Source organism: Sebaldella termitidis ATCC 33386 (assembly GCF_000024405.1).
Taxonomy (GTDB): Bacteria; Fusobacteriota; Fusobacteriia; order Fusobacteriales; family Leptotrichiaceae; genus Sebaldella; species Sebaldella termitidis.
In genome coordinates this window covers 1,313,849-1,336,630 of sequence record NC_013517.1, presented here as the reverse complement: position 1 = coordinate 1,336,630, position 22,782 = coordinate 1,313,849, and the positions used below count along the sequence as shown (strand labels likewise).

The window sequence follows — 22,782 nt, the reverse complement described above, 5'->3', positions numbered from 1 at the left end:
ATCTTCTCCCGGCTATTTTAATTTTTCTTCATATTCCTTTTCATTAAAACCAACGATGACCTTATTTCCCTCTACAAGCAGCGGTCTTTTCAGCAGCATGCCGTTAGAGGCAAGAAGCTCGAGTTTTTCACTTTCATTCATATTAAGAAGTTTATTCTTCAAATCCAGTTCTTTATAAACCTTCCCGCTGGTATTAAAAAATTTTTTTATATCAAGCTTGCTCTTCTTATATATATTTTCTATTTCTTTTCTTGTTAAATTTGCATCCACTATATGTTCCTTTTCATATTTTAATTCAGAATTATCAAGCCACTTCAAAGCTTTTTTACATGTACTGCATGAAGGATAATAATATATTTTCATATCTTCTTCCCCGTTTCTTTTTTTATTTATTTTATAATTCCAGCAGCAGCTCTTTCAGAGCCTTCATCTCGTCTCTTTTAGCTATTGCCTTTTCAAAATTCAGCTCCTCAGCCAGTTTTCTTATTTCCTTTTCAAGAATTCTTATCTCTTTTTCTATATCTTTTTTATCCTTGTAAATCTTCTTGATTCTGTCTACTTTTTCTTCATTGCCTATTTCATAATCCACAATGGAATCAGAAATTTTACTTACAATTGTTTTTGGATTTATATTATGTTCTTTATTATATTCGATCTGAATTTCACGTCTTCTCTCTACCTCGTCCATTGCTTCTTTCATTGATCCTGTTATTCTGTCTGCATAAAGAATTACTTTTCCTTCTACGTTTCTTGCCGCTCTTCCCATAGTCTGTATCAATGATCTTCTGGATCTCAGATATCCTTCCTTGTCAGCTTCCAAAATAGCTACAAGTGCTACTTCCGGTATATCCAATCCCTCTCTCAAAAGGTTTATCCCCACAAGTACATCAAATTCCCCTCTCCGTAGTCCTCTTATTATCTCTATTCTTTCCAGTGTTTCTATATCAGAATGCATATATTTTACTTTCAGACCATATTCCAGATAATAATCCGTAAGCTCTTCAGCCATCTTTTTAGTAAGTGTGGTAACAAGCACCCTTTCGCCCTTTTCTACTCTCAGCTTTATTTCATCCATTAAATCATCGATCTGATTTTTTGTAGGTCTTACTTCTATAGTAGGCTCCACTATTCCCGTAGGTCTTACCAGCTGTTCTATTACCTCACTCTTTGACTGCTCCATTTCATAATCTCCCGGAGTAGCTGAAATATAAACAACCTGAGGTGTTTTTTCGAAAAATTCCTCGAATCTCATCGGTCTGTTATCAAAAGCACTTGGAAGTCTGAACCCGTTATCAATCAATGACTGCTTTCTTGCCCTGTCCCCTTTATACATACCGTTAATCTGCGGAACGGAAATATGTGACTCATCCAAAAAGACAACAAGATCTTTTGGGAAATAATCTATCAGAGTGTCGGGTGTTTCTCCCGGACCTTTTCCTGTCAGATATCTGGAATAGTTCTCTATCCCCTTGCAAAAACCTATTTCTGCTATCATTTCCAGATCATATTCGGTTCTTTGTTTTATTCTCTGTGCTTCCAGAAGCATATTTTTTTTATTAAAAAATTCTATTCTCTCATCCAGTTCACTTTTTATTTCCCTGAACATTGTCTCGGAATCCTCTGTAGAAAGGTAATGAGTCGCCGGCATTATTGAAATTCTCTGAATTTTCCTGATTTTCTGTCCTGTTAATGTATTTATCTCCGATATATCTTCCAGATCATCCCCGAAAAACTCAAATCTATATCCAGTATCCTGATAAGTCGGATATAAATCCACAACATCCCCGTTAACTCTGAACTTTCCACGTTCGAATGCATAATCATTTCTTTCGTATCTCAGATCTACAAGTCTCAGTATCAGATCATTTCTGTCAAATCCCACAGAAACATCTATCGGTATAGATCTTTTTTTATATGCTTCCGGTGATCCTAAGCCGTATATTGCAGAAACAGATGCTACTATAATAACGTCTCTTCTGTTCAAAAGGGCTGCCGTAGCAGCATGCCGCAATTTATCTATTTCGTCATTTATTGACGAATCCTTCTCTATGTAGGTATCCGTAACAGCTACATAAGCTTCCGGTTGATAATAATCATAATATGATACGAAATATTCCACGGCATTATCTGGAAAAAACTGCTTATATTCGTTATAAAGCTGTGCTGCGAGTGTTTTGTTCGGAGCCATGATTAATGCAGGTCTGTTTAATCTTTCTATTACATTTGCCACTGTAAAAGTCTTCCCGGAACCTGTAACCCCGAGAAGTATCTGATCGGAAACTCCGTTTTCCAGATTTTCCACTATTTTTTCTATTGCTTCCGGCTGATCTCCGGTAGGCTTAAAGTCCGAATGTATCTTAAAATCCATTATAATCACCCAATTTTTTTATATCTCTTATTATATCATAAACTGTGTATATTATGAAGATTGCTTTTAATATTATGATCTCCTTTTTCTTATTTTATTATATGTATCTTACAAAATAAGGAAAATATAATTTTTTTCCTTTTATGTTACATCTGTTAGAATTTTATACTTCTTTATTTGTTCTCTGTCTCCCGGAGTATTCCCGTATGAACCTCAATAAAGTTAATATTGCCATTACTCATAGAACTATTAAAATTGTCAAAACCATACACTTTTTTTATATAAAATCTCTTTATTTTCTATTTGTATTACATTTCCCCATATTTTCCAGAAAAAAATATTCTGTATTCTAAAAGTTATTTTGCTCTTTAATCATTAAATTTAAAAAAAGTATCCTCTCTAAATATACACTTATCAAGTATAATATAACTATTAATTTTCATATAATTTATAATTTTTTATAAATTGTACAGAAATATATTTCACTTTCTTACTTTAATATCTTACCATTTATTAAAAACAATATTTTAAAAAAATATTGTTTTTATCATTAAGCCTGTTCAAAGTGATTTAATTGACAATATAAAAAATAATATAATCATCTTTATTTTCCATAATTACATTTTCTTTTACAAATATAAAAATGCCTTTTATACGTACTTTACAAAAGTAAAAATCAGGGTATACATTAGTATTTAGTAATACAATATAAAATATTTGGAGGTTATATTAAGATGAAGAAGTTTTTGGTATTAAGTCTATTCCTAGGTTTAGTAGGAAGTGTTCAGGCTTTAGAAAAATTAGATATCACAACAGGAGCGTACATTGAATCAGAAAATCATAATGCTGTTTATAATTCAAGCGACGTTACTGTACATGGTTTCAGAGTTAACTTAAATGCTAAGGATTTTCCTTTGTGGACTGAATTCGTATATGAGTATAGAAATGCTGACAGTTCTTCAGGTCATAAAGGAGATGCTGATAGATACAAAGTTATGTTAGGTTCTGCACTTAAGTATGGAAATTTTAATTTTAATCCAACATATGAATTAAGAATCACTGATATGAGAGAATCTTCTGAGAAGACAACAGATCACAGATTTCAGCCAAACTGGGGCTATACATTTAATGATCAATGGTCATTGTATAACGGCTGGTTATTTGGTTACAGACAAGACGACGCATACAGAGGGTATTCGGAAGTGAAATCTTGGGATGACTATTTCCATGAGTTAGAAACAGGAGTTAAGTACAAATTTGCCGACAGTCAGGCAGTATCTTTTTCAATATATAATGAGTATGTAAAAAGTGAAAAATCTGATATGCAATATAGAGCTCATAAATTTGATGACTGGCAGGTAAGAATAGCATATGAAAAGAAATTTGATAACGGAATTGCCGTATCACCTTTTATAAGATACAGTGTAAGCTCTAAAACAGAGAATAGCAACGGGGTGGACACAGACCACGACGGAAAAGGAAGATATGGTGTAAAAATGGGATATGTAGCTGATAATGGAATCGGAGTTTACGCTGAAACATATTATCAGAACGAGCCGAGAGAAAATACTCCAGGACCAGATTCTCCTGATAAAAACAGAGTATTCTTCAAACTTGGTTTAGATTATAAATTTTAGTAAACTATCGAATAATATATAGTTTAATTTACGCAATAATCCAAAAAATATACCTGTACCAAAAGGTATAAAAATGAGCCTAACCAGCTCATTTTTTTATTTGTATTCAGTATTAAGGCACTTCAGAGCTCATTGTACATATTCTTTTTATTGAATTATCCGGAATTAACACAGAATTTCGGATACTCCCGATTTTTGAATTTATTTTAGTATACTCGAAATTTTTTAATTGTATTTTTTTTACTTACATTATATACTTAGTGTAGTATATTATCCGTAATTTCATACATAAATTTTTTGAGGAGGAGATTATCATTTTTCACAGCATTGACAACTTTGTACCTTTTGTTTTACTGCTTTTTGCAGGGGGCTTTATAGATTCTATTGCAGGAGGAGGCGGACTTCTTACACTGCCGGCCTATCTGCTGACAGGACTTCCCACTGTATCTGCACTGGCAACCAATAAGTTTTCTTCTATTTTCGGAACCTTCGGAAGCTTTCTAGGCTATCTGAAACATAATAAACTGCATCTGAAACTGCTGAAATTTCTGGTTCCTGCTTCTTTTGCAGGTTCTATGCTCGGTTCATTTATAGTTACGAAAATAAAAGCAGATTTTCTAAATGCCGCTATTCCTTTCCTGATACTTGGCGTGGGTCTGTATTCTCTCTTTAATAAGTCTCTTGGAGGAGTAAGCATGTACAAGCATCCCAAAAAAGCTGTTCTCACAAAGGGAATTTTTTTCACTTTTCTTGTGGGCTTTTATGACGGTTTTTTTGGACCAGGGGCAGGAACATTTTTTATAGTTATGCTTATAAAGATATTCAGTGTTGATTTTCTTGAAGCTTCTGGAAATACCAAATTATTGAATTTTGCATCAGGTTTGTCAGCTTTTTTTATTTTCCTGATCAACGGAAAGGTAAACTTCTTTTACGGCTTAATCGGTACTGTTGCTATTCTGCTCGGTTCTCTTGCAGGAACAAAACTTGCCATAAAAAAGGGAGTTCCATTTATAAGACCGGTATTTTTAAGTGTTTCTTTTATTATTGCAATTAAAATGTTTTATGATAAACTTCTCCACTAAAATTCATTATTTAATTTATTAATATAATAAAAACAGCAGAATATTATTGTTATTCCAGATAATAATATCAGCTGTTTTTTTATTTTTCATTATCTAAAAATTTTCAAACTTCTTAAATATCAGAAATAATTCCATTTTTTAGGATCTACAGGATTTCCATCAATAAGTATCTCAAAATGCAGGTGCGGTCCTGTTGATAATCCTGTATTTCCTGTTGCACCTATTATCTGACCTTCTTTTACAGTATCACCTTTATTCACGGATATTTTATCCAGATGGGCATATCTCACTCTTATTCCGTCTGATCTTTCCAGCTCTATCAGATTCCCATAACCGCCTTTTGCAGAAGCATAAGTAACTACGCCTGTAAAAGAAGCTTTCAGCGGAGTTCCCATTCCTACTCTTATATCCAGACCCCTGTGAAATTTTTTGGTTTTTAGTATCGGATGTGTTCTGTTACCGTATCCGCTTGTAATTGTAGTCCCCGAAACGGGCCACAGCATATATTTATTAATTTCATATCCTGTTTCCCTTGATCTTTCAATTGTTTGCAAAGTATCTTTTGTTTTTACCGATGCAGTTAACGGCTCTTTATCTTTATATTTTTCACCTGAATCGCTATTTTTGCTGTCCTTGTTATTTTCCCCGGTGTACTGCCGATTTTCAGTTTTTCTGCCTTCCTGTATCTGTTTGCGTTCTTTGACATTACCGCTTTTTTTTATTTCCGAAATTTCAGATTCTCTTTCTGATATCATTTGATTCTTACCGTCTTTTTTTTCTTCATAAACAAGCTTTTCCTGATTACTCAGGTTATATGCAGTATTTTCATAAACCATTTCATCTTTCAGACTCAAAAGAATACTTTCTGTAATAAGCGGATTTTTTATCAGAAGATATCTCTTATTTTGAATCCCGATATCTAGCAGCTCAGGATTTGATTTTAATATTTCCTCCTCTTTTACATGAAACTTTTCTGTTATTTTTTCTATCGTATCATTTTCAGCCACTTTATAAAAAATAACCGGCTCGTTATACAGAACTATTCTGTCCCCTGCCTCCAGAATAGATTTTCCTATTAAATAAGGATTATTATACAAAATAATTTCAGGCTCTGTCCCCAGCTTCTCCCCCAGAACTTTTATATTCACAGATTCTGTAACAACATAAATATCATATTTAAAGTTATCAATATCTTTTTCTGTATTCGGAATTTTATTTATTTCTTCATAAATATTGGAAAATTTCTCTGTATCATCTATATACTCAGTACTTAATATCCCGTTTAATACAACTGCAAATATAACTATAAGAAATAAAAAGGGAACATATATATTTATAAATTTATATTTTTTTCCTCTGCCCACTATTGCTCCTTCTCACTGTAAAAAAGTCTATTTCCCCGGTTATATATAAAAGTTATTTTTACATTATGACATACTATTTTTCTGTTTTTATTATAAAACCGTTTTCCAGTCTGTTATCAGGATTGAGAATCACTCTGTCTCCGTCTTCCAGTCCTTCTTCTATCTCAATAACAGCACCGTTTACTTCCCCGAGAGTTATCTGCTTTTCCGTTACTTTATTGTTACTGTCTACTGCATAAACATAATTTTCATAATTTCCGCCAGCTTTTTCTTTTTTTATAATTGTTTTTACCGGTATCGCTAAAATCTCCTTTTTATCCTGCGAAACTGCATCTATACTTATATTTTTATCAGCATTGGTTATTATTCCCTTTATATCACTAACAGCAAGCTCTCCGCGCAGATCTCCGCTGTCTCCTGCTTTTTCCACTCTTATTATTTCAGATTTTATTTTTTGATTGTCTGAAAACTTCACAGTTACAGGCATTCCCGGTAGCAGATTATTTTTGTTACCGGATTTTATATTTCCGGTATAAAGCTTTATATCTTCAGGATTTACAATAATAAATGCTATTTCCGGCACTTCCTCCCCTATATTCAAATTCATTTTAAATATATATCCATCCTGTCCGCTCACGTATCTTCTTATCCTTTCAGCTCTGTATCTTTTGCCGTTTTTCCCTTTCCTTGTGACATATGAACTAAAAGTAGCAATTACATCACCTTTTTTTACCTGATCACCTTCATGAAAGTTTATTTCTTTTGTTTTCAATCCTTTTGTTACCTTCACTTCTGTAAGGTTACTAATTTCAATAATTCCTTCTATTGTTGTTTTTATCTCTCTCTGTTCTTTTTTTACTGATATTATCTCGTAATTATTTTTTTCTCCCTTTGGTTTACTCTGTTTTGAAACAAATATAACAGCTACTGCAGCAAAACACAGCACCATTATTACTTTCATAAAATCCGGTCTTTTTTCCATCTGTCTGCCCTTTCAAATAAAATTCTACTCTCTGTTTTGCCTGTCTTCTTCTTCCATTTCCTCCAGTGTCATTGCTTTTTGCTGCGGCTGTATAATCTCTTCCTCTGCTTTTTTTGTATCTTTTTTCTTTGCCCCGCTCTCTTTTTCCAGCTTTAATATTTCCCTGTTATTCTTTTCTATCTCTTCATTATATTCACTATTTTTTTCCTTTATTTTTTTCAGCCTTTCTTCCCTCTCTCTTTTCTCCCTTTCAATATCTTTTCTTCTTACTATTGTATTATTTTCCAGTTTTTTATCAGGTGTAAGTATTATTTCCTCGTTTTCTTCAAGTCCGTTCTTTATCTCTGTTACTTCCCCATTTGACAGCCCGGGATCTACAGCCCGCTTTTTAATTCTGTTTTCCTTATCTATTGTATAAACATAATATTTTACATTCTTATCTTTATCTTCAGTCTTTATTAATGCACTCGACGGAACTGCTACTACATTCTCCCTCTTTTGATAAAATATTTTTACATTTAATATTTCGTGCAGATATCTGTTTTCTACATTTTTTGTCAAAAGTTCAACTGCAGCAAAACCTGCTCCTTGTGAATCATCTATTTTATAAACTGTTGCTTCAAATTCTTTCTCAGGATCATTCACCGAACTTATTAAAGCACTGTTTCCTGTCTGTATCAGCCGGGCTTTTTCTTTTGTTACAGGTTCCGTCACTATTTTAATATCTGTTTTTTTCGCAAGTATAAGTACCGGTTTAGCCGGATCATTCGTCCCGCCTTTTACAGCATTTATTTTTATGATATATCCGCTGACAGGACTTGTAATATCTCTTACTATCAGTTTTCTTTTACTCTGTCTGGCTGTCAGTGAATTTTGCAGCGACTGTATTTTACCACGCAGTTTCTGTAATTCTTCTATATTATTATCACCCGAAAGCTGATACTTCTCCTCCTCAAAACGCAGCTTCGAGCTCTTAGCTGCCAGTGTTTCTTTTATTTCATCTATTTCCTTTTTATATTGCTCTTCCTGATATTCACTGAACCTGATAATTAAATCCCCCTGCTTTACATAATCCCCTTCCTTAAAATATATTTCATCTACACCCAGTTCTATATCAAGACCTATAGGCATTACATCTCTCGCCTCTATCTCTCCCCTTGCACTGACAAAAAGACTTATATCCTGTCTTTCTGCTTTTACCACTGTATATTCTTCATTTATTCTCCTTGTACAAAATTTTACAGAAAATAAAAACAATAATATAAGTATGCTTGGTAAAATCCACATGTAATTGTCGTTTCTCTTCATATGTGTCCCTTTCGTTAATATTGTATACTTTATGCTTAAGCAGAAATTGATTAGTTCTATAAATACTATCAAATAATCAATTATATGAAGAGCGGACAGCTCTAGAAAATTCTGCTAAAACATACAATATGTTTGAGTTTGTTTTTAATTTAATATTTTTCTCAATCAGGAAGCTGTCAAAAGCATTTTTTATCTCCAAATTCCTTCTGCTATTATTTGCCTGTTGTATGTATTATCACCAAGACTGAGCTCTCTAAGAACATTATATTTTTTCAGCTTATTTTCTTTAGTATCTATTGTATATTGCCCTTTAATATCAAGATAAAATTCAATTTTTTCATATTCAGGAAGCTGCAGATATTCTTTATATGCTGATACTATATTAGCATAACTTGCCATTCCGCTATAATCAGATGTAAAATACAAAAGTAATTCATTTTCTGTCAGTTTTTTTATTTTAAATTTAAGTTCAACCGGAATAGCAACTTCAGGTACTATATTTCCTATGTACTTTATTATTTTTGTTTCTTTCGTTTCAAAGTATTCTTTATCAAAAATATTAATGAAAAAATATGAACTCATTCCTTCTGTATTCATAAAAAATTCTAATTCTCCTTTATTTTCTAGCTGTTTTTTATATAAGTAAACTAGATCCATTATTTTTCCAGAATTCTCAATATTTTCTTCCATGTACTGAAATAATTTATTGTCAATATTATCAGCCATTTCTTTTTTATTTAATATTTCCTCTATTTCATTGTTTTTATTTATTTTTAAAACAAACTTATTATTTTCTCTTTCAAATCTATCTGTCATTTCCAATTCAAAATTCAGTTCGCAGATCCTTTTTTCACCATGGCATAATTTAAAATCCAAAATATTATTTCCTTTTCCTTTTACATCTATTTCATAATTCTGAACAAGATATCCGGTTTCCTTTTTTTTAATTTCCAGTATATCACTTACTTTGTATCTGTTATAGTATTTCTCAGTTCTGCTTTTTAAAAAATAACTTTTCTCCAAATATCACACCTCTTCCTTTATATTAATCTCTCTTCCATGTAAAAATTTATTATCAGCTTCCAGTATAAATTTCTTTTTTGAATTCCTAATTATATTATTTTCATCCATTTCAATATCATTTTTATAAAATAATTCTATTTTTGTGATATTTAAGCCCGTTTTTTTCATTATTTGTTCACAAAAATTCAATTCAGATAATTTTATTGTATCCAATTCTCCAGTTATTTGATATTTTCTCAAGCCTGTTTCCTCTAATTTTAAGTTTAGTGGAATTGTTATGTTGGGCATTAAATCTGTTACATATTCATTTCCTTTTAGAAAACCACGTAGATTTTTGTAAAATCCAGTATAAATTTCACTAAAGAAACAATCATAAAACTTATATTTTCTTATTACAAAATTTAAATAATCATCATTTTCCAATATTTTTTCAATTTTTAAAATACTAAAATCCATTTCTAAAAAATCAATATTTTCAGACATTTCTTTTATAATTTTCAATTTTTTATATATCAAATCTTTATTCAATACTTTATATAAATTAAAATTTTTATCAATCCTTAAAAATAAAATATCCAGCAATGATTCTTCGATTTTTCTCTGAAAATTATCATATGAATCTATTCTTAAATTTTGTTCATATACACCAATATCAAAAAGTTCTGAATTTACTCTTCCCAGCTTTTTTACTGTACAAATTGTAGCTCGTTTATCAATCACCTTTTCTTCATATATTTTTGTAAGTTTTTTATATTCTACATGATACTTTTTTTGGTCAAAATTCGCTAAATCAGCTTTTATCATACTTCACCTAATTTCCCGATATTATATTAATATACCAGTCATTCTCTCTTTGCAGCACAAGATCAAATCTCTCTTGAGATGTTAGAGTCTCCATTGTTTTAGTACTGGACTCCATGAAAGTATTTACCTGATCTTCTGCAATACCAGTAAGCGTTAAATAAGATAAATCACTTCCTATTATCTCAGGTTTTGGTGCATTACTAATTAATTTATCATATTGCCCCCAATTTTGTTGTGCTGCAGCATTGTTAACTATTCTTGCATATCCTGTTTTATTTATTACATTTTGGGCTCCTGGTGCAATTGATTCTGAAAGGGCTACATTATATTGTACTTTAACAGGTGTTAATATCATACTTACATATCCGTTTACTTTATATGTGTTATCTATAAAATTATTTGCTGAATCTGCGGTTTCCGGGGTAAATACTTTCCCTACTGTATTATCTAACATAACTTTTTGGGTGTCTATATTTTCATCAGAGAAAAAAGTTGCCACTCCGCTTGTAAAATCTCTTGCTCCATCAACTATAGTTATTCCCCCGTTTATTATTAATGACCAGCTTAAAACACAGCCGGCTATAGTCAGACATAAACCGGTTCCTATAGTCACCTGACTAGCACCGCCGGATATTTTTAAAGATCCCCACGTCATTTTACCTAAGTAACTATGGTTTGGTCTTTCTCCAATTGAATTGAAAAATTTTGTACGTAATACTTCTGCACTGCTAATATCCTGACCATTAGTTATTATTATTATCTCAGCACTTTCATCTTCCAAACATTTTATTGTACTTTTTTCTGTCACTAATGCTGCATATCCATTAAAATATATTTTATTTGAAGTATTTTTCCATACTTGCGGCTTTATTTTACATTTTTCACCTGTTTTTTTACACTTTATACTTTTATTTGCCAGTATAAAATTCTCAGGATAATGATCTAATTCTGATGCCATTGGTTCTAAGCCCATAAATCTTGCCTGCGGTTTTAATACCTGTAATATAAAACCTGTATACGTCAAAGGCATTTCTGTCATTGGAGAATTAGGAGAATAATAGTTTGTCGGAGAACTAGCTATTGTAATATGATTACTACATGTTATTCCTGCTCCGTCACATACTAAGGTATAGGATTCGTCAGTTGGGAGTTCTATTTTTGTATATTTTTCTTTTTCTTTTGGCTTTATACTACTATAATATTGAATGTCTGCGTCTGGAGAGAACATTATTTTATATCTATTATTTATATTTTCAATCAACATTTCATTTTACCCTTTCCATATTTTCTATTCTTTCCATAGAGTTTTTATCATCTAATTCCAAATATAGTATTTTAGCTTTCTCAAAATCTTTAAAAATAGTTTCATATAAATATGCCAAATTGTATTTTCCATTTTTATTTCCACCTTCAGATGATTTTTTATACCATTTTTCTGCCTCAATATAATTTTGTCTTTTCTCATAAATTATTCCCAATCCATTTTGTGAATCTGTATCTCCTGATTCTGCAGCTTTTCCATACCAATATTCTGCTTCTTTTAACATATTTTTCTCTTTAAATAATAGTGCTAAATTATATTGTGCTTTTATATTATCTTGTTCTGCTGATTTTTTATACCATTTAATAGAATTTGATATTTCTCCTTTTTCTTCATACATAAGCCCCAAACTAAATTGAGCACTAGCATTTCCCTGTTCTCCTGCCAGCTTCCACCACTTTTCCGCCTCTTCCGGCTTCTTTTCATATCTGTCATAAATTATTCCTAATTCGTTCGCCGATTCCGAATCCCCATTTTTCCACCCTTCTTTATATTTCTCTATACCCTTTTTTTTATTTACCTTCCTGTAATACATTCTCCCTATATCTGCATATGATGATTTTTTATACTTCGCCGCTTCCAGATAATACTTTTCTGCTGTCCTTACATCTTTATTCTCCCATAATACCCCTGTTACATATAAGTCCGTGTATTTTTGTTCATCAGTCTTACCTGATACATTTTCTATTCTTTCTATCACTTTTTTGATTTCCTCATCGTTTTGACCGCTGCACGATAATATGAACAGTATCAATACAAATAGCAACAGTAACCTATATATTTTTTTCATCCTTTCCACCTTTCAAGAAGTTATAGAATATCATCTATTCATAATTCAAAGCATTACTATAATTTTCTACAGCCCCCCCCTCTTTGTCTAACCGACAAAACCATTAACCGTTTATATTTACTTTCTGCCCGCCACTCACTGTTGATACTCCATTAGCAGTTATAGAAGTATTGGCATTTGATTTTATAGTAGTATTCTTTGCAGCTGTATGATTAATATTTTTAGCTATTACTGTTTTATCATTTCTCACAGTTTCCACATGATTCTCCGAATTATTTGAAATAATTTTTGCAGATTCTGTTATATTTTCAGATGAATATACAATAGAAGATGCTGCATTCACGGAAAAATTATCTTTAGCTACTATCATATTAAAATCTGAATTATTTACATGAAAATTTCTGTTTTCATAATCTGAAAAACGGCCATTCCCAGGATTGTTCACTGCACCCTGAATATAAATATCCTCTTCATTATTACTTCCAAAAAACAACTTCACATTATCCCCCTTCTCTGGCGTACAAAATAAACCTGTATTACTGGAACTATAAGGTGTCACATACGGTATTTGCCATTTTCCTGCATATACATCAATATATGCTTCTTCACTGTCATCTTTTATACATTTTTTCAAGCCTTGTGTTAAATCCAATGTGAGTTTTGCTATACCATCAGAATTTACTACCTCTATTACATTCCCCTCTATACTCTTTCCTATGAAAGTGTTATTTTCATACTTCTCATATTTATGGAAACCGCCTGTATCTACTAAATCACACTTACACTTTATATAATTATCTTCTATAAACAAATACGATTTTGAAACAAGCTTTGTCCCTACCATATTACGTCCGTCCTCTTCAAATTGCACACTGACTTTTTCCCCAATGTTGTAAGGATCTGTTCCATTTACTTTAAATAAAATATTACCCAGTTCTCTTCCTCTTCCATAAATAGAACTGCTTAAATCTATAAGGTATTCTTCACTGTTTATTTTACCAAATAAAATTTCGCTTAAATGACTAAATAAAGGTATATTTACATCTGATAATATTCTTTTTAGGAACTGCCAGTCTGTTTCTCCGTTTTGTATATATACATGTTTTATTGATTGTTCTAATTCCGGAGCTAATTTATATTTTAGTTCATAAGTTTCCATGATTATCTCTGCTATTTTCTTATATGTAATTTCTGGATCTAAAAACGACCTGTATTTTTTTATTTTATCCATCTTTACACTTTCAGAATAAGTTTTTATTTTACACTTTGCTCTTTCTCCAGCTGACAATTCAATATCAATATTTTCTATAGGTCCGTAAAATATATTTTTCCAGTCTTCATTACCAGACTCTGTTATCCTGTTAAGCTCTATCTCTAATTGATTATCCAGACTAAAGATATAAGAATGATACTTTCCTACCTCTTGATTTTGTATAGTAAATTCCATTTCCAGATAATCATGTTTCCATGTTTCCTTATTTATGCTGAAATCTAAATCTTTAATGTCACATACCTTATTATTTATTCTTATTTTTGCCTGTTTGGCAGCATATAAAACTTTATCCTTTATATTTTTGACATTATTTGAACCGGATATATTTTCAGTTCTATCATTTTTAATATTTGTCAAACTATTAAATTTCAGATCTTTTTCCAGAATTCATCCCTCCTAAAGTAATTTATTTTCCATTCCTTTCCTTCTGATATCAATTCAATACTTTCTATAATCAATATAATTTTTCCTTCTAAAGTATATTTTATTTTTACAGATTCCTATATTTTTTTAATGCTCCCCGTCAAAAAAACTAATTTCATTCAGATCATTTTCAAATGGATAATATTCCGGTTTTCCCATATATATCTGATCATCCCTTCTTCTTATGGGACAGACATAAAATCCCCAGCAGTTTTCATCAGTATACACCAGAAATCTCGTTATTCCGTTTGGTACATTATCCGTTTCATTCTGGCTGATTTTTTCACGAAGCTCATGTATAATAGGCTGTACATCTTTATCCACAAAATCAATATCATTCTTATAAACAAATTCTTTTTTCATCTGATCTTCTACATTTTTCAGATAGAGCTTCAATTCTATCACAGAAGAAACCTTATCTATATACCCCAGATTTTCATTGGCACGACGCGAAGTCCTTATTATCTCCACAGGCTCTCCCTTATATGTTTCGCCCCAGACCGAATACGGAACAAGAGGTATTTCATTGATTATCTCTACATTCATATGTCCGAATCTTCTATAATCGAGGTATTTTATCACTCCGTCAAGACAGCTGAGCTTCAGATCATATCCTTCGTCATCGCTGCCCCTTGTTTTGAATTCTATCTGCCTTCCGGGAACAAATTCCTTTAAAACCTCCTGAAATACACCTATTCTTGCAGACTGTCCGCTAAGCTTAATTAATGCATAATTATACAGAAGCCCTTCTTCATAATATGTATTAAGAAATTTTTTAAGCATTCCGTAAATATCTATCTTTACCAGCTTCTCCATTTCCTTTATTGTAAATATATTTGCAGGATAAACAGTTTCTTTTCTAAACAGACCGTTTTCCAAAATATGAAGGTTCCATGATTTTAAGACAGTGATATGAAAATCATTGCTTTTCTCAAAATTTCTAAAATTATCAAATCTTGTTCTCAAAGTATCGTCCCTTTTAAAAAATTCTTTCTTCAAATTTTCTGCTGCTTCCCATAAAAGATAAAAATTATTTTTTATCTTTCTATATTCATCACTTAATTTATTCTCAAATTTTGAAAATTTTGTCGGTATAATTTTTTCTGCTTTGTCGTATTCTTCCTGCAGTGTCTTAAATACACCGTTAACTCCCAAATCATCGACCATTCTGTAAATGATATCAGTCTCAAACGGCAGCAGATAATTCATATCTATATTTCTCTCAGTATAATTACCCGCGAGAATTATTTTAAGATACTGCATTATTCTATACGTAAGATTATTTCCCCCGAAATTTTCATCCCCGTTTTCAAAGCTTGTTCTTATATCCAGGTGAAACGCCACATTCTGTGTATTTCCTACAGTAAATCTGCAGGCTGCGAGATCAGTGGTTCCTCCGCCGCAGTCTATTATCAGCGCTTTATATTCCTGATTTTCCCGTATATCCTTTGATCGCATTTGTGATTCTATTGTATTATAAAGCACTGCAATTGCTTCATCCATTGATTTGTCACGTATTATTTCATATTCCTGTATTACCTTTTTGCCTGTTACTGTTTCTATTTCTACCTCTTCTATTTCTGATATTACCTCTTTCTTTCCTGCTTCTCCTGTTTCATTATCAAACTTCTTCTCAAGTTCGGCACTATTCTTGTCATCACCCGATTTTATTACAGATATTACTTTTTTCTCATTTACTGCTTCATCCACCTCAATAGTAAAAATCTCCTGAAACATATTAAGAAACTGCTCCTTAAGCCTTACAGGACTGGAAGCATGTATTCTTTTAAATTTACATTTAAAAAGATATTCCGCTCTTTCCACTACATACTTCAAATATGCCCTGATAATATCTTTTCTCGGGATATACCTTATATTTCCGAATTCATCCACTACCTTTTCCTTCTCCTCTTTATCATGTACCCATTTTTTCAGTCCGTAGAATAATGTCCCGTTTACGATGTAGTCATTGGCTTCAAGCTTCTTTGTGACATCATGTCCAAAAAGAAATTTTATATTCTTAGGATTTCTGCAGTCCTCCACATATGCCAGTGTAGGATAAATGATACTGAACCCTCTTTCACCGTCAGGAAATTTCACATAATTTATCTCATTTAATTTTATATTTCCGTTTAAGATATCATTAGTCGGAAGATCTCTCACGTAATTCTGGTCTATGTAAGCCCCGGCCACTGTATTAGTAGTCCCGAAATCTATGCATAAAGTTGCTGTTGTTTCTTCCGGCGTTCTGTATTCGAAGCTTTCTATATCTACCTTATAGTAATCCAGCTTAAAAGGATACAGTTCATTCTCTTTTCCGTCCTGCATATTGTAGAAATTATAAGGAAAAACTGCATCAGCTTCTTTAAAAAACAAAAGTGAAAATTTATTATTCTGCAAATCATCCAGTCTCATAAATTCCTGTTTGCTCGTAAGATAATATGCATCTCTTGAATCCACATCCTTTTCCAGACTCAGTATTCCGCACAGATAATTATTGGCATTTACCAAAAATACATTCCCGCTGTTTATATATTCCGGGATTATTATCTTGTAATTATCTTCCCTTGTCAGGTCAAAGCCTTTATATATTATTATTTTATGCGGAATTTTTATTCTGTATTCATGATGCAGCTTTCCTGCAAGCCTTGTATCAAAAAGCATCTGAACATAATGAAGTCCGTTTTCATTATATATGTTTATATCATTAGAAGCCTTTAGTCCTCTGTATTTCAAAATTATATTTATCAGCTGCTCCCTTGTGGGATTCTCCATATATGCTTCTATTAATTTTTCTGCCATTGCTATTTCGTATAATTCATAATATGATTTGGTTCTAAGTTCTTCTTCCTCATATAACTTTTTCATTTTTCCTCCCTGTTTTCAGGTATTTCCGGCTCTATACCGTCATAATATCGTTTTTGTTTATTTTATATACATTCTGTATATAAGATTTTTTATTTTCATTATAAAAAATGAGTTTTTTACTTCCCGCAAGATTTTCATATACCTCTATATTACTTAACTCTGACAGCTCCTGTTCATCTAATTCCCTCAGTGCTGCAAATTTTTTAAACTCTGTCTTAAAATAACCGCGGTTTCTTCCGTCTTCATTTTCGCTGAAAATATATTTATTTTTTATATACCTTTCTTCACCATATTCAAAATAAAAAATTCCGTTTTCATCATGGCTGACTCTGCTGATTATTTTTTTATTAAGCTCTTTTTCAAAATATTTCTGAAGCTCGCTGTATTCAAAATTTCTTTTTCTTTCAGCAAGAAATTTATTAATATACTCACCAATATTTGAAATTATCATGTCATTCTCACTGTCTGCATAATATTTCCTGTATTTCAGTATCTCCGAGTAATAAAGACACAAAAATTTAGCGATCTTAATTTTTATATATTTAACAGCAGATATTTTATAATTAACTATTTTCATATAGTCCCCTGCCGAAACCTCCACACTGCTGTCTCTTCCTATCAGATATTCATCCTCATATACCAGCGAATACTCCTCTTTTCCCAATACTGTAAACAGCTTTAGTGCGACATCATACTCTGTATTTTTAAGATTTATCCATACATATTCTTTATTTTCGGATATTATCAGTGAATAAGTATCCACATAATATACCAAAGTCAGAAGTTCTATATTGTCAAGCTTTTCTATGGCATCTCCCAGTAATACTACCTTGCTTTTCAGTGGAAATTTTTTTATCACTTTCTTGATATTATCAGCAAGCTCTGTATTTTCTTGGATTACCTCCTGTTCTTTATCAGCTTCCTCTTCCGGAACTTCCGCCTGTATCAGCTCTGTAATCTGCTCTTCCTCTTTTACTTCCGTTTCCTGTTCTTTTTCCTTACCGCGGAATATTACTTTTATTTTATCCTTCAAATTTTTTAAAAAATTCATATACCTGTCCTCAGTTTTTCAATATTTTTTCAATTTCGGCAATACTCTGGTATCTGTCCCTGCTCTCTATCATTAACCCCTTTTCTATGGTTTGCCTCAATACCGGATCTGTATTATCTTTGAATATTAACTCGCTGTAATAGAATCTCTTAAGTACATCCATAGGCTTTTGTTTGTAAAGCATAAAGTATAACAAAGCACACAGACTGTAAATATCTGTACTCTCATCATTTATGCTTTTCAATGAATACATTTCCATAGGTGAATAGCCTGATGTTACTCTTACATATTCGGCATTCTTTGATCTTTTATCTATTGCCGAACCAAAATCCAATATTTTTAATGTTTTCCCTTTTATCACTATATTTGACGGTTTTATGTCTCTGTGAATATATCCTTGTTTATGTATGTATTTTACAGCCTTCAATATCTTCAAAAACAGACTTTTTATTTCTTCCTCTGTTAATTCGTTATTAAGTATAAAATGTTTCAGCGTACTTCCCCTGCATATCTCCATAACAATATAATATGTATTGTTACATCTGAATTTATCATATATTTTTACTATATTTGCATGCTTAATATTTTCAAGTATACGTGCTTCAGTAATAAAACTTTTTTTTATGAGATCAAAATTTTCTTTATGCTTTATAGTAAAAACTTCATTGTCACTTCCGCGGATTACAAGTGATTTTGGAAAACATTCTTTAATAATGATATCCTTATTGCCGGCTTTTCCTGTATATATATTTGAGAAATCACTATTTTCCATTAAGCTTTCTACTGTATATTTTCCTTTCAAAACCGTTCCTTTTAACAAATGATCCGTCATTTTTCCTCCAAAACCTGTTTTAATTCTCTATTTCCAGAACTGCCACCATCTCTTATTAACCTTTCTTGTCGCTTTAGCAAGCTTTTTTTCCACTCTTGATTTTACTTCTTCGCTTATATCTCCCGCTTTGTCAAAACTGTCTGCAGACATTTTATATTTTTGTTCGGCATCTATCCATTTTTTGGCTTTATATGCCTGATCTCCCTGAAGCTCATATAAATAACCTTCATTTCTTTTTATTTTGTATTCAAGGTATTCTGTCTCGCCTTTCAAATCAAGTTCAGTATAAAGCTTTTTTGCTTCCTCATATTTATCTATACTTTCTATGTACCTTTCAGCAAATGCCAATTCATCTCCTTTATTTTTCAAATCTCCCGCCAGTATGATTTTTTGGTTTCTCTCCTCTGCCTTTCTCATTTCCTCAGCTATTGCCGCATTTTTTTTATCTATTTCCTGCTGCTTTACTGCCAGCTCCTCTTTGCTCTGCTGTTCGAGCTGCTTAGTATGGTCCTCTATTTTTACAAAGGTATGAGCCTGCTTAATATACTCGTCGGTACTTCTGCTATTTCCAGAATCCCCTAGTTTATTATATATCAGCTTCGCTTTATTAAAATTAGCAATTGCCATGACAGGATTACCGCTGTTCAAAAGACTGAGACCTTCCTGTATAAGATTATTTGCAGTCTGCAGATCTGCAAGCTGTCTGGCATTTATTTCCTGAATTTTGTTGTCTACTTCACCTGTTTTTACCTTATCTCCAAGCAGCTGATACATTCTTCTTGCTTCATAATAAGTCTCTCTTGATGAGTCCGGATTGGATGCCGAAAGCATATCAGCCCTGTTTTCAGTCAGCAGTGCCCCGTTATACGCTGTTTGCTGCTGTTCGGAAATCCCCTCCATTTTTCTCTCAAGATTTATTACATAATCAGCTTTTCCGTTAGTCAGATAAATATTTATTGCATCATCATATTTTGACTTGGCAGTGGCAAAATCTGATCTTGCCATTGCTTCGTCACCGTTTTTTTCCAGTGATTTTGCCTCCATAAGCTTTGGCGTGGCGTCTATTCTGGAATTAAGTATTGTAAGTATATCATCGGTATTTAGTTCATCTCTCTTATATGTATTCTGTTCAAGTGTAAATTTAGCCGACTGATATTTTCTTGAAGCCTGTTCATAATCCCCGGAATTATACAGCTGATTTCCGTCGTTTATATCCTGAAAGGCTTTTTGAAGCTTCTCTGTCTGCTCTATTCTCAGCTTTATTTCATTTATTTTCCCGTCCGTGTCTCTGTTTTTCCCTTTTGCCCCCTTGAAAAATCCTATTATTCCCCGGCTTTTTATATGAAGCTTGTCATATTCCCCTATAGCAAGATTTAGTTCATCAAGGGAGTTATTAAAATCCTTCTTTACTATTGATTCTTCTGCCTGCTTCTGATAACCAAGTGCTGTTTTCTCTATATTGCTTCTCTTTTTCATACTCCAAAGACTCATTGATAATAAAATTATCAATAATACTGCTGATATTATTATAATTTTTATTATTAACGGCTTTTTATTTTTCTTTATTTTTTCAGGACTTGCAAGCTGTTCAGCCACCACGGAAACCAGTGTATAATTTTCCACTTCTTTTCTTGAGGTAGCCATAATTTTATTTTCCAGACTTTTCAGCCACTGCTGTCTGTTATCTATTTTGGAAAGCTCTGTTTCAATTTCGCTTTCATCCAGATTTTCCCAGGCGCCCATTGTTGTCATAAGGAGAATATCACCTTCCTGAAGTATTACAGGATTTTTTGAAATATTCGGTTTTACTTTTATATAATCACCCACAGCCTGTGTCAGATCATTTCTCTGTCTGTGCTGCTTTATATCCCTGATATCAAGAGCTTCATCATTAACAAGAAGCTGCGATATGGAGTCATCCTTCGTCTGAAAAAATATAAAACCGTCTCTCAGATGATACAGCCTTGTATTCCCTACATTTGCCCATAATATAGAATGATAATTGCTTATTACTATAAGAAGTGAAGTATGCATCAGAGAAAACCTTTCGTTTTCCTCCTGCTTTTCCACTACCTTGGAATGTGCATATTCTGTTATTTCTTTCAGAATCTTTGTATTAAATCCCGGTGTAAGCATAAAATATTCCACTGCAGCTTCCACTGCTATTCTGGCAGCAACGTCTGCACCTTCCTCCTCATCAAAGCCGTCCGCCACTGCCCATATAGCATAGTTATCCAGCTGAACATATCCGAAATAATCGTTATTTTTTTCCTGAGTTCCCAGATTACTTATAAACCTTGTTTCAAATTTTGCTTCCTCTTTTCGCATATTCTCCCACACCACTCTCCTATTTTATAACAATGATACTCACATTATCCTGTTTTCCCGATTTTTTTTCTATTAGGGCGTCCATAAGCTTTCTTACTATTCTTTTGCTGCTTTTATTTTTAGAATGCTTCATTATGTCTTCTATTTCATCAAAAGACAAGAATTTATCCAGTCCGTCACTGCACATTAAAACAATATCATTTTTCTCAAGAAGTATTTCCCCGTTTTCTGCATTTGAAAAACTGCTGTACCCGAGATAATTCGTAAGATAGCCTTTTTTCTCCTGATGCCTGTTCAGTCTTTCCAGCTTATTTTTTCTGAATAAAAATAAGGAACTGTCTCCTACAGAGAAAAACTTTAATCTGTTATATAAAATTTCACCTGCCAGAAAAGTAGTTCCTACTTTATTCTCTATTCCTATATTATATGAATAACTCAATATCTCCTTATTTATCTTTTTTAGGATTTCTATTACAGATAAGTCCCCTGCCGAATACAGATCCACAAACCTGTCTACTGAAAACTGACTTGCAAGCTTCCCGTTATGAAAGCCGCCCATTCCGTCAGCAATTATCCCGAGAATTTCATATTTGGAAAAACTTACCAGCTCCATACAGTCCTCCTGTATTTTTCTTCTTCCTGTATAGTTCTCCATGTAAGCTGTTATCGCCAAATTCCCCCTGTCTTTGTAACCCGGCTGTTTTTTCAGCATAATAATTATAAAAATTACCAAAATAATCAAAACAACTAATATATATTTCATAATATGACTTTCTATCTGTCTTTATTTGTTTCTATATCTTTGGTTTTTTCTTTATTCCAGTCAAAATGCTGTCCGCATAATTCTACAAATACGAATTTACTTTCTCCTATTTCAATAAAATTATGTGAAAATATTTGTTTTGTTTCATATAACGGGGCATTATTTATATAAACCAGACCGTTTCCCGAACCGGGTGTCATTACAAATTTTCTTTCTTTGGGATTGTAGCTTATAGAACAGTGGTTATTTCTTGAAATCGCAGAATCTCCGTTTATACAGATATCCATATCATCGCCTCTGCCTATAAAGTTTCTTTCGCTTACTATTCTGTAGTCCTTTCCTTTATCAGGCCCTTCTATACAAGTAAGCCAGCCGACTACAGGATCTACTTTACTGTCCTTTGACCAATATGCCACGGTTTTATCATCATCATCCATCTCATCTACCAGATTTATTTTTTCATCCTTTATTTCATCAGTAAGACCCTCTGATTCACAGTACGGACATCTGCTGTGTCTTCCCGAATCATATAAGTGCCCGTTATTACATCTTTGTAAATTCATTT

The 22,782-nt window shown here is 32.3% G+C and carries 18 protein-coding genes; 2 read left to right on the top strand and 16 right to left on the bottom strand.

Going from position 1 to position 22,782, the window contains the following annotated elements; genetic code table 11:
* Positions 1 to 12: 12 nt before the first annotated feature.
* Complete coding sequence (locus tag STERM_RS06065; protein ID WP_012860691.1) at positions 13 to 363, bottom strand: Spx/MgsR family RNA polymerase-binding regulatory protein; 351 nt, start codon at positions 361 to 363, stop codon at positions 13 to 15.
* 31 nt (positions 364 to 394) lie between these two features.
* A complete protein-coding gene (uvrB, locus tag STERM_RS06060) occupies positions 395 to 2,368 on the bottom strand; it encodes an excinuclease ABC subunit UvrB (RefSeq protein WP_012860690.1) in 1,974 nt (657 codons plus the stop codon).
* A 734-nt stretch (positions 2,369 to 3,102) separates the two neighbouring features.
* On the opposite strand from uvrB, the gene STERM_RS06055 reads away from it, so the two are divergent.
* Together STERM_RS06055 and STERM_RS21675 are read left to right on the top strand one after the other, a co-directional pair.
* Complete coding sequence (locus STERM_RS06055; RefSeq protein ID WP_012860689.1) at positions 3,103 to 4,005, top strand: OmpG family monomeric porin; 903 nt, start codon at positions 3,103 to 3,105, stop codon at positions 4,003 to 4,005.
* A 269-nt stretch (positions 4,006 to 4,274) separates the two neighbouring features.
* Positions 4,275 to 5,087: a TSUP family transporter gene (locus STERM_RS21675; protein ID WP_081439598.1), complete on the top strand. Its 813-nt coding sequence runs from the start codon at positions 4,275 to 4,277 to the stop codon at positions 5,085 to 5,087.
* Positions 5,088 to 5,206: 119 nt separating this feature from the next.
* On the opposite strand, the gene STERM_RS21130 is transcribed toward STERM_RS21675, so the two are convergent.
* The 14 genes from STERM_RS21130 to STERM_RS05980 all read right to left on the bottom strand — a co-directional run bounded on the left by STERM_RS21130 (position 5,207) and on the right by STERM_RS05980 (position 22,780).
* The gene (locus STERM_RS21130; protein ID WP_012860687.1) at positions 5,207 to 6,451 is read right to left on the bottom strand and encodes a LysM peptidoglycan-binding domain-containing M23 family metallopeptidase; all 1,245 of its coding nucleotides are present in this window, start codon (positions 6,449 to 6,451) and stop codon (positions 5,207 to 5,209) included.
* Between the two features lie 73 nt (positions 6,452 to 6,524).
* Positions 6,525 to 7,433 carry a permuted SH3 domain-containing protein gene (locus tag STERM_RS06040; RefSeq protein WP_012860686.1) on the bottom strand — a complete coding sequence of 303 codons (909 nt, stop codon included), beginning with the start codon at positions 7,431 to 7,433 and terminating at the stop codon, positions 6,525 to 6,527.
* Between the two features lie 24 nt (positions 7,434 to 7,457).
* Positions 7,458 to 8,741, bottom strand: a complete 1,284-nt coding sequence (locus tag STERM_RS06035) for an efflux RND transporter periplasmic adaptor subunit (RefSeq protein ID WP_012860685.1) — start codon at positions 8,739 to 8,741, stop codon at positions 7,458 to 7,460.
* A 189-nt stretch (positions 8,742 to 8,930) separates the two neighbouring features.
* On the bottom strand, positions 8,931 to 9,764 hold the full coding sequence (locus STERM_RS06030; protein ID WP_012860684.1) for a hypothetical protein: 834 nt from the start codon (positions 9,762 to 9,764) through the stop codon (positions 8,931 to 8,933).
* 3 nt (positions 9,765 to 9,767) lie between these two features.
* Positions 9,768 to 10,568 (bottom strand): hypothetical protein, encoded by an 801-nt coding sequence (locus tag STERM_RS06025; protein ID WP_012860683.1) that lies wholly within the window; start codon positions 10,566 to 10,568, stop codon positions 9,768 to 9,770.
* A 7-nt stretch (positions 10,569 to 10,575) separates the two neighbouring features.
* Positions 10,576 to 11,832, bottom strand: coding sequence for a DUF4280 domain-containing protein (locus tag STERM_RS06020; RefSeq protein ID WP_012860682.1), 1,257 nt, complete (start codon positions 11,830 to 11,832; stop codon positions 10,576 to 10,578).
* Between the two features lies 1 nt (position 11,833).
* On the bottom strand, positions 11,834 to 12,679 hold the full coding sequence (locus STERM_RS06015; protein ID WP_012860681.1) for a tetratricopeptide repeat protein: 846 nt from the start codon (positions 12,677 to 12,679) through the stop codon (positions 11,834 to 11,836).
* Between the two features lie 103 nt (positions 12,680 to 12,782).
* A complete protein-coding gene (locus STERM_RS21125; RefSeq protein WP_012860680.1) occupies positions 12,783 to 14,309 on the bottom strand; it encodes a hypothetical protein in 1,527 nt (508 codons plus the stop codon).
* A gap of 153 nt (positions 14,310 to 14,462) precedes the next feature.
* On the bottom strand, positions 14,463 to 17,243 hold the full coding sequence (locus tag STERM_RS06005; protein ID WP_012860679.1) for an acetate and sugar kinases/Hsc70/actin family protein: 2,781 nt from the start codon (positions 17,241 to 17,243) through the stop codon (positions 14,463 to 14,465).
* 31 nt (positions 17,244 to 17,274) lie between these two features.
* On the bottom strand, positions 17,275 to 18,294 hold the full coding sequence (locus tag STERM_RS06000) for a hypothetical protein (protein ID WP_012860678.1): 1,020 nt from the start codon (positions 18,292 to 18,294) through the stop codon (positions 17,275 to 17,277).
* Between the two features lie 10 nt (positions 18,295 to 18,304).
* A complete protein-coding gene (locus tag STERM_RS05995) occupies positions 18,305 to 19,126 on the bottom strand; it encodes a serine/threonine protein kinase (protein WP_012860677.1) in 822 nt (273 codons plus the stop codon).
* A 27-nt stretch (positions 19,127 to 19,153) separates the two neighbouring features.
* The gene (locus STERM_RS05990; protein WP_012860676.1) at positions 19,154 to 21,466 is read right to left on the bottom strand and encodes a PP2C family protein-serine/threonine phosphatase; all 2,313 of its coding nucleotides are present in this window, start codon (positions 21,464 to 21,466) and stop codon (positions 19,154 to 19,156) included.
* A gap of 7 nt (positions 21,467 to 21,473) precedes the next feature.
* Positions 21,474 to 22,217, bottom strand: coding sequence for a PP2C family protein-serine/threonine phosphatase (locus STERM_RS05985; RefSeq protein WP_012860675.1), 744 nt, complete (start codon positions 22,215 to 22,217; stop codon positions 21,474 to 21,476).
* A gap of 11 nt (positions 22,218 to 22,228) precedes the next feature.
* Positions 22,229 to 22,780, bottom strand: a complete 552-nt coding sequence (locus tag STERM_RS05980) for an FHA domain-containing protein (RefSeq protein WP_012860674.1) — start codon at positions 22,778 to 22,780, stop codon at positions 22,229 to 22,231.
* Positions 22,781 to 22,782 lie beyond the last annotated feature (2 nt).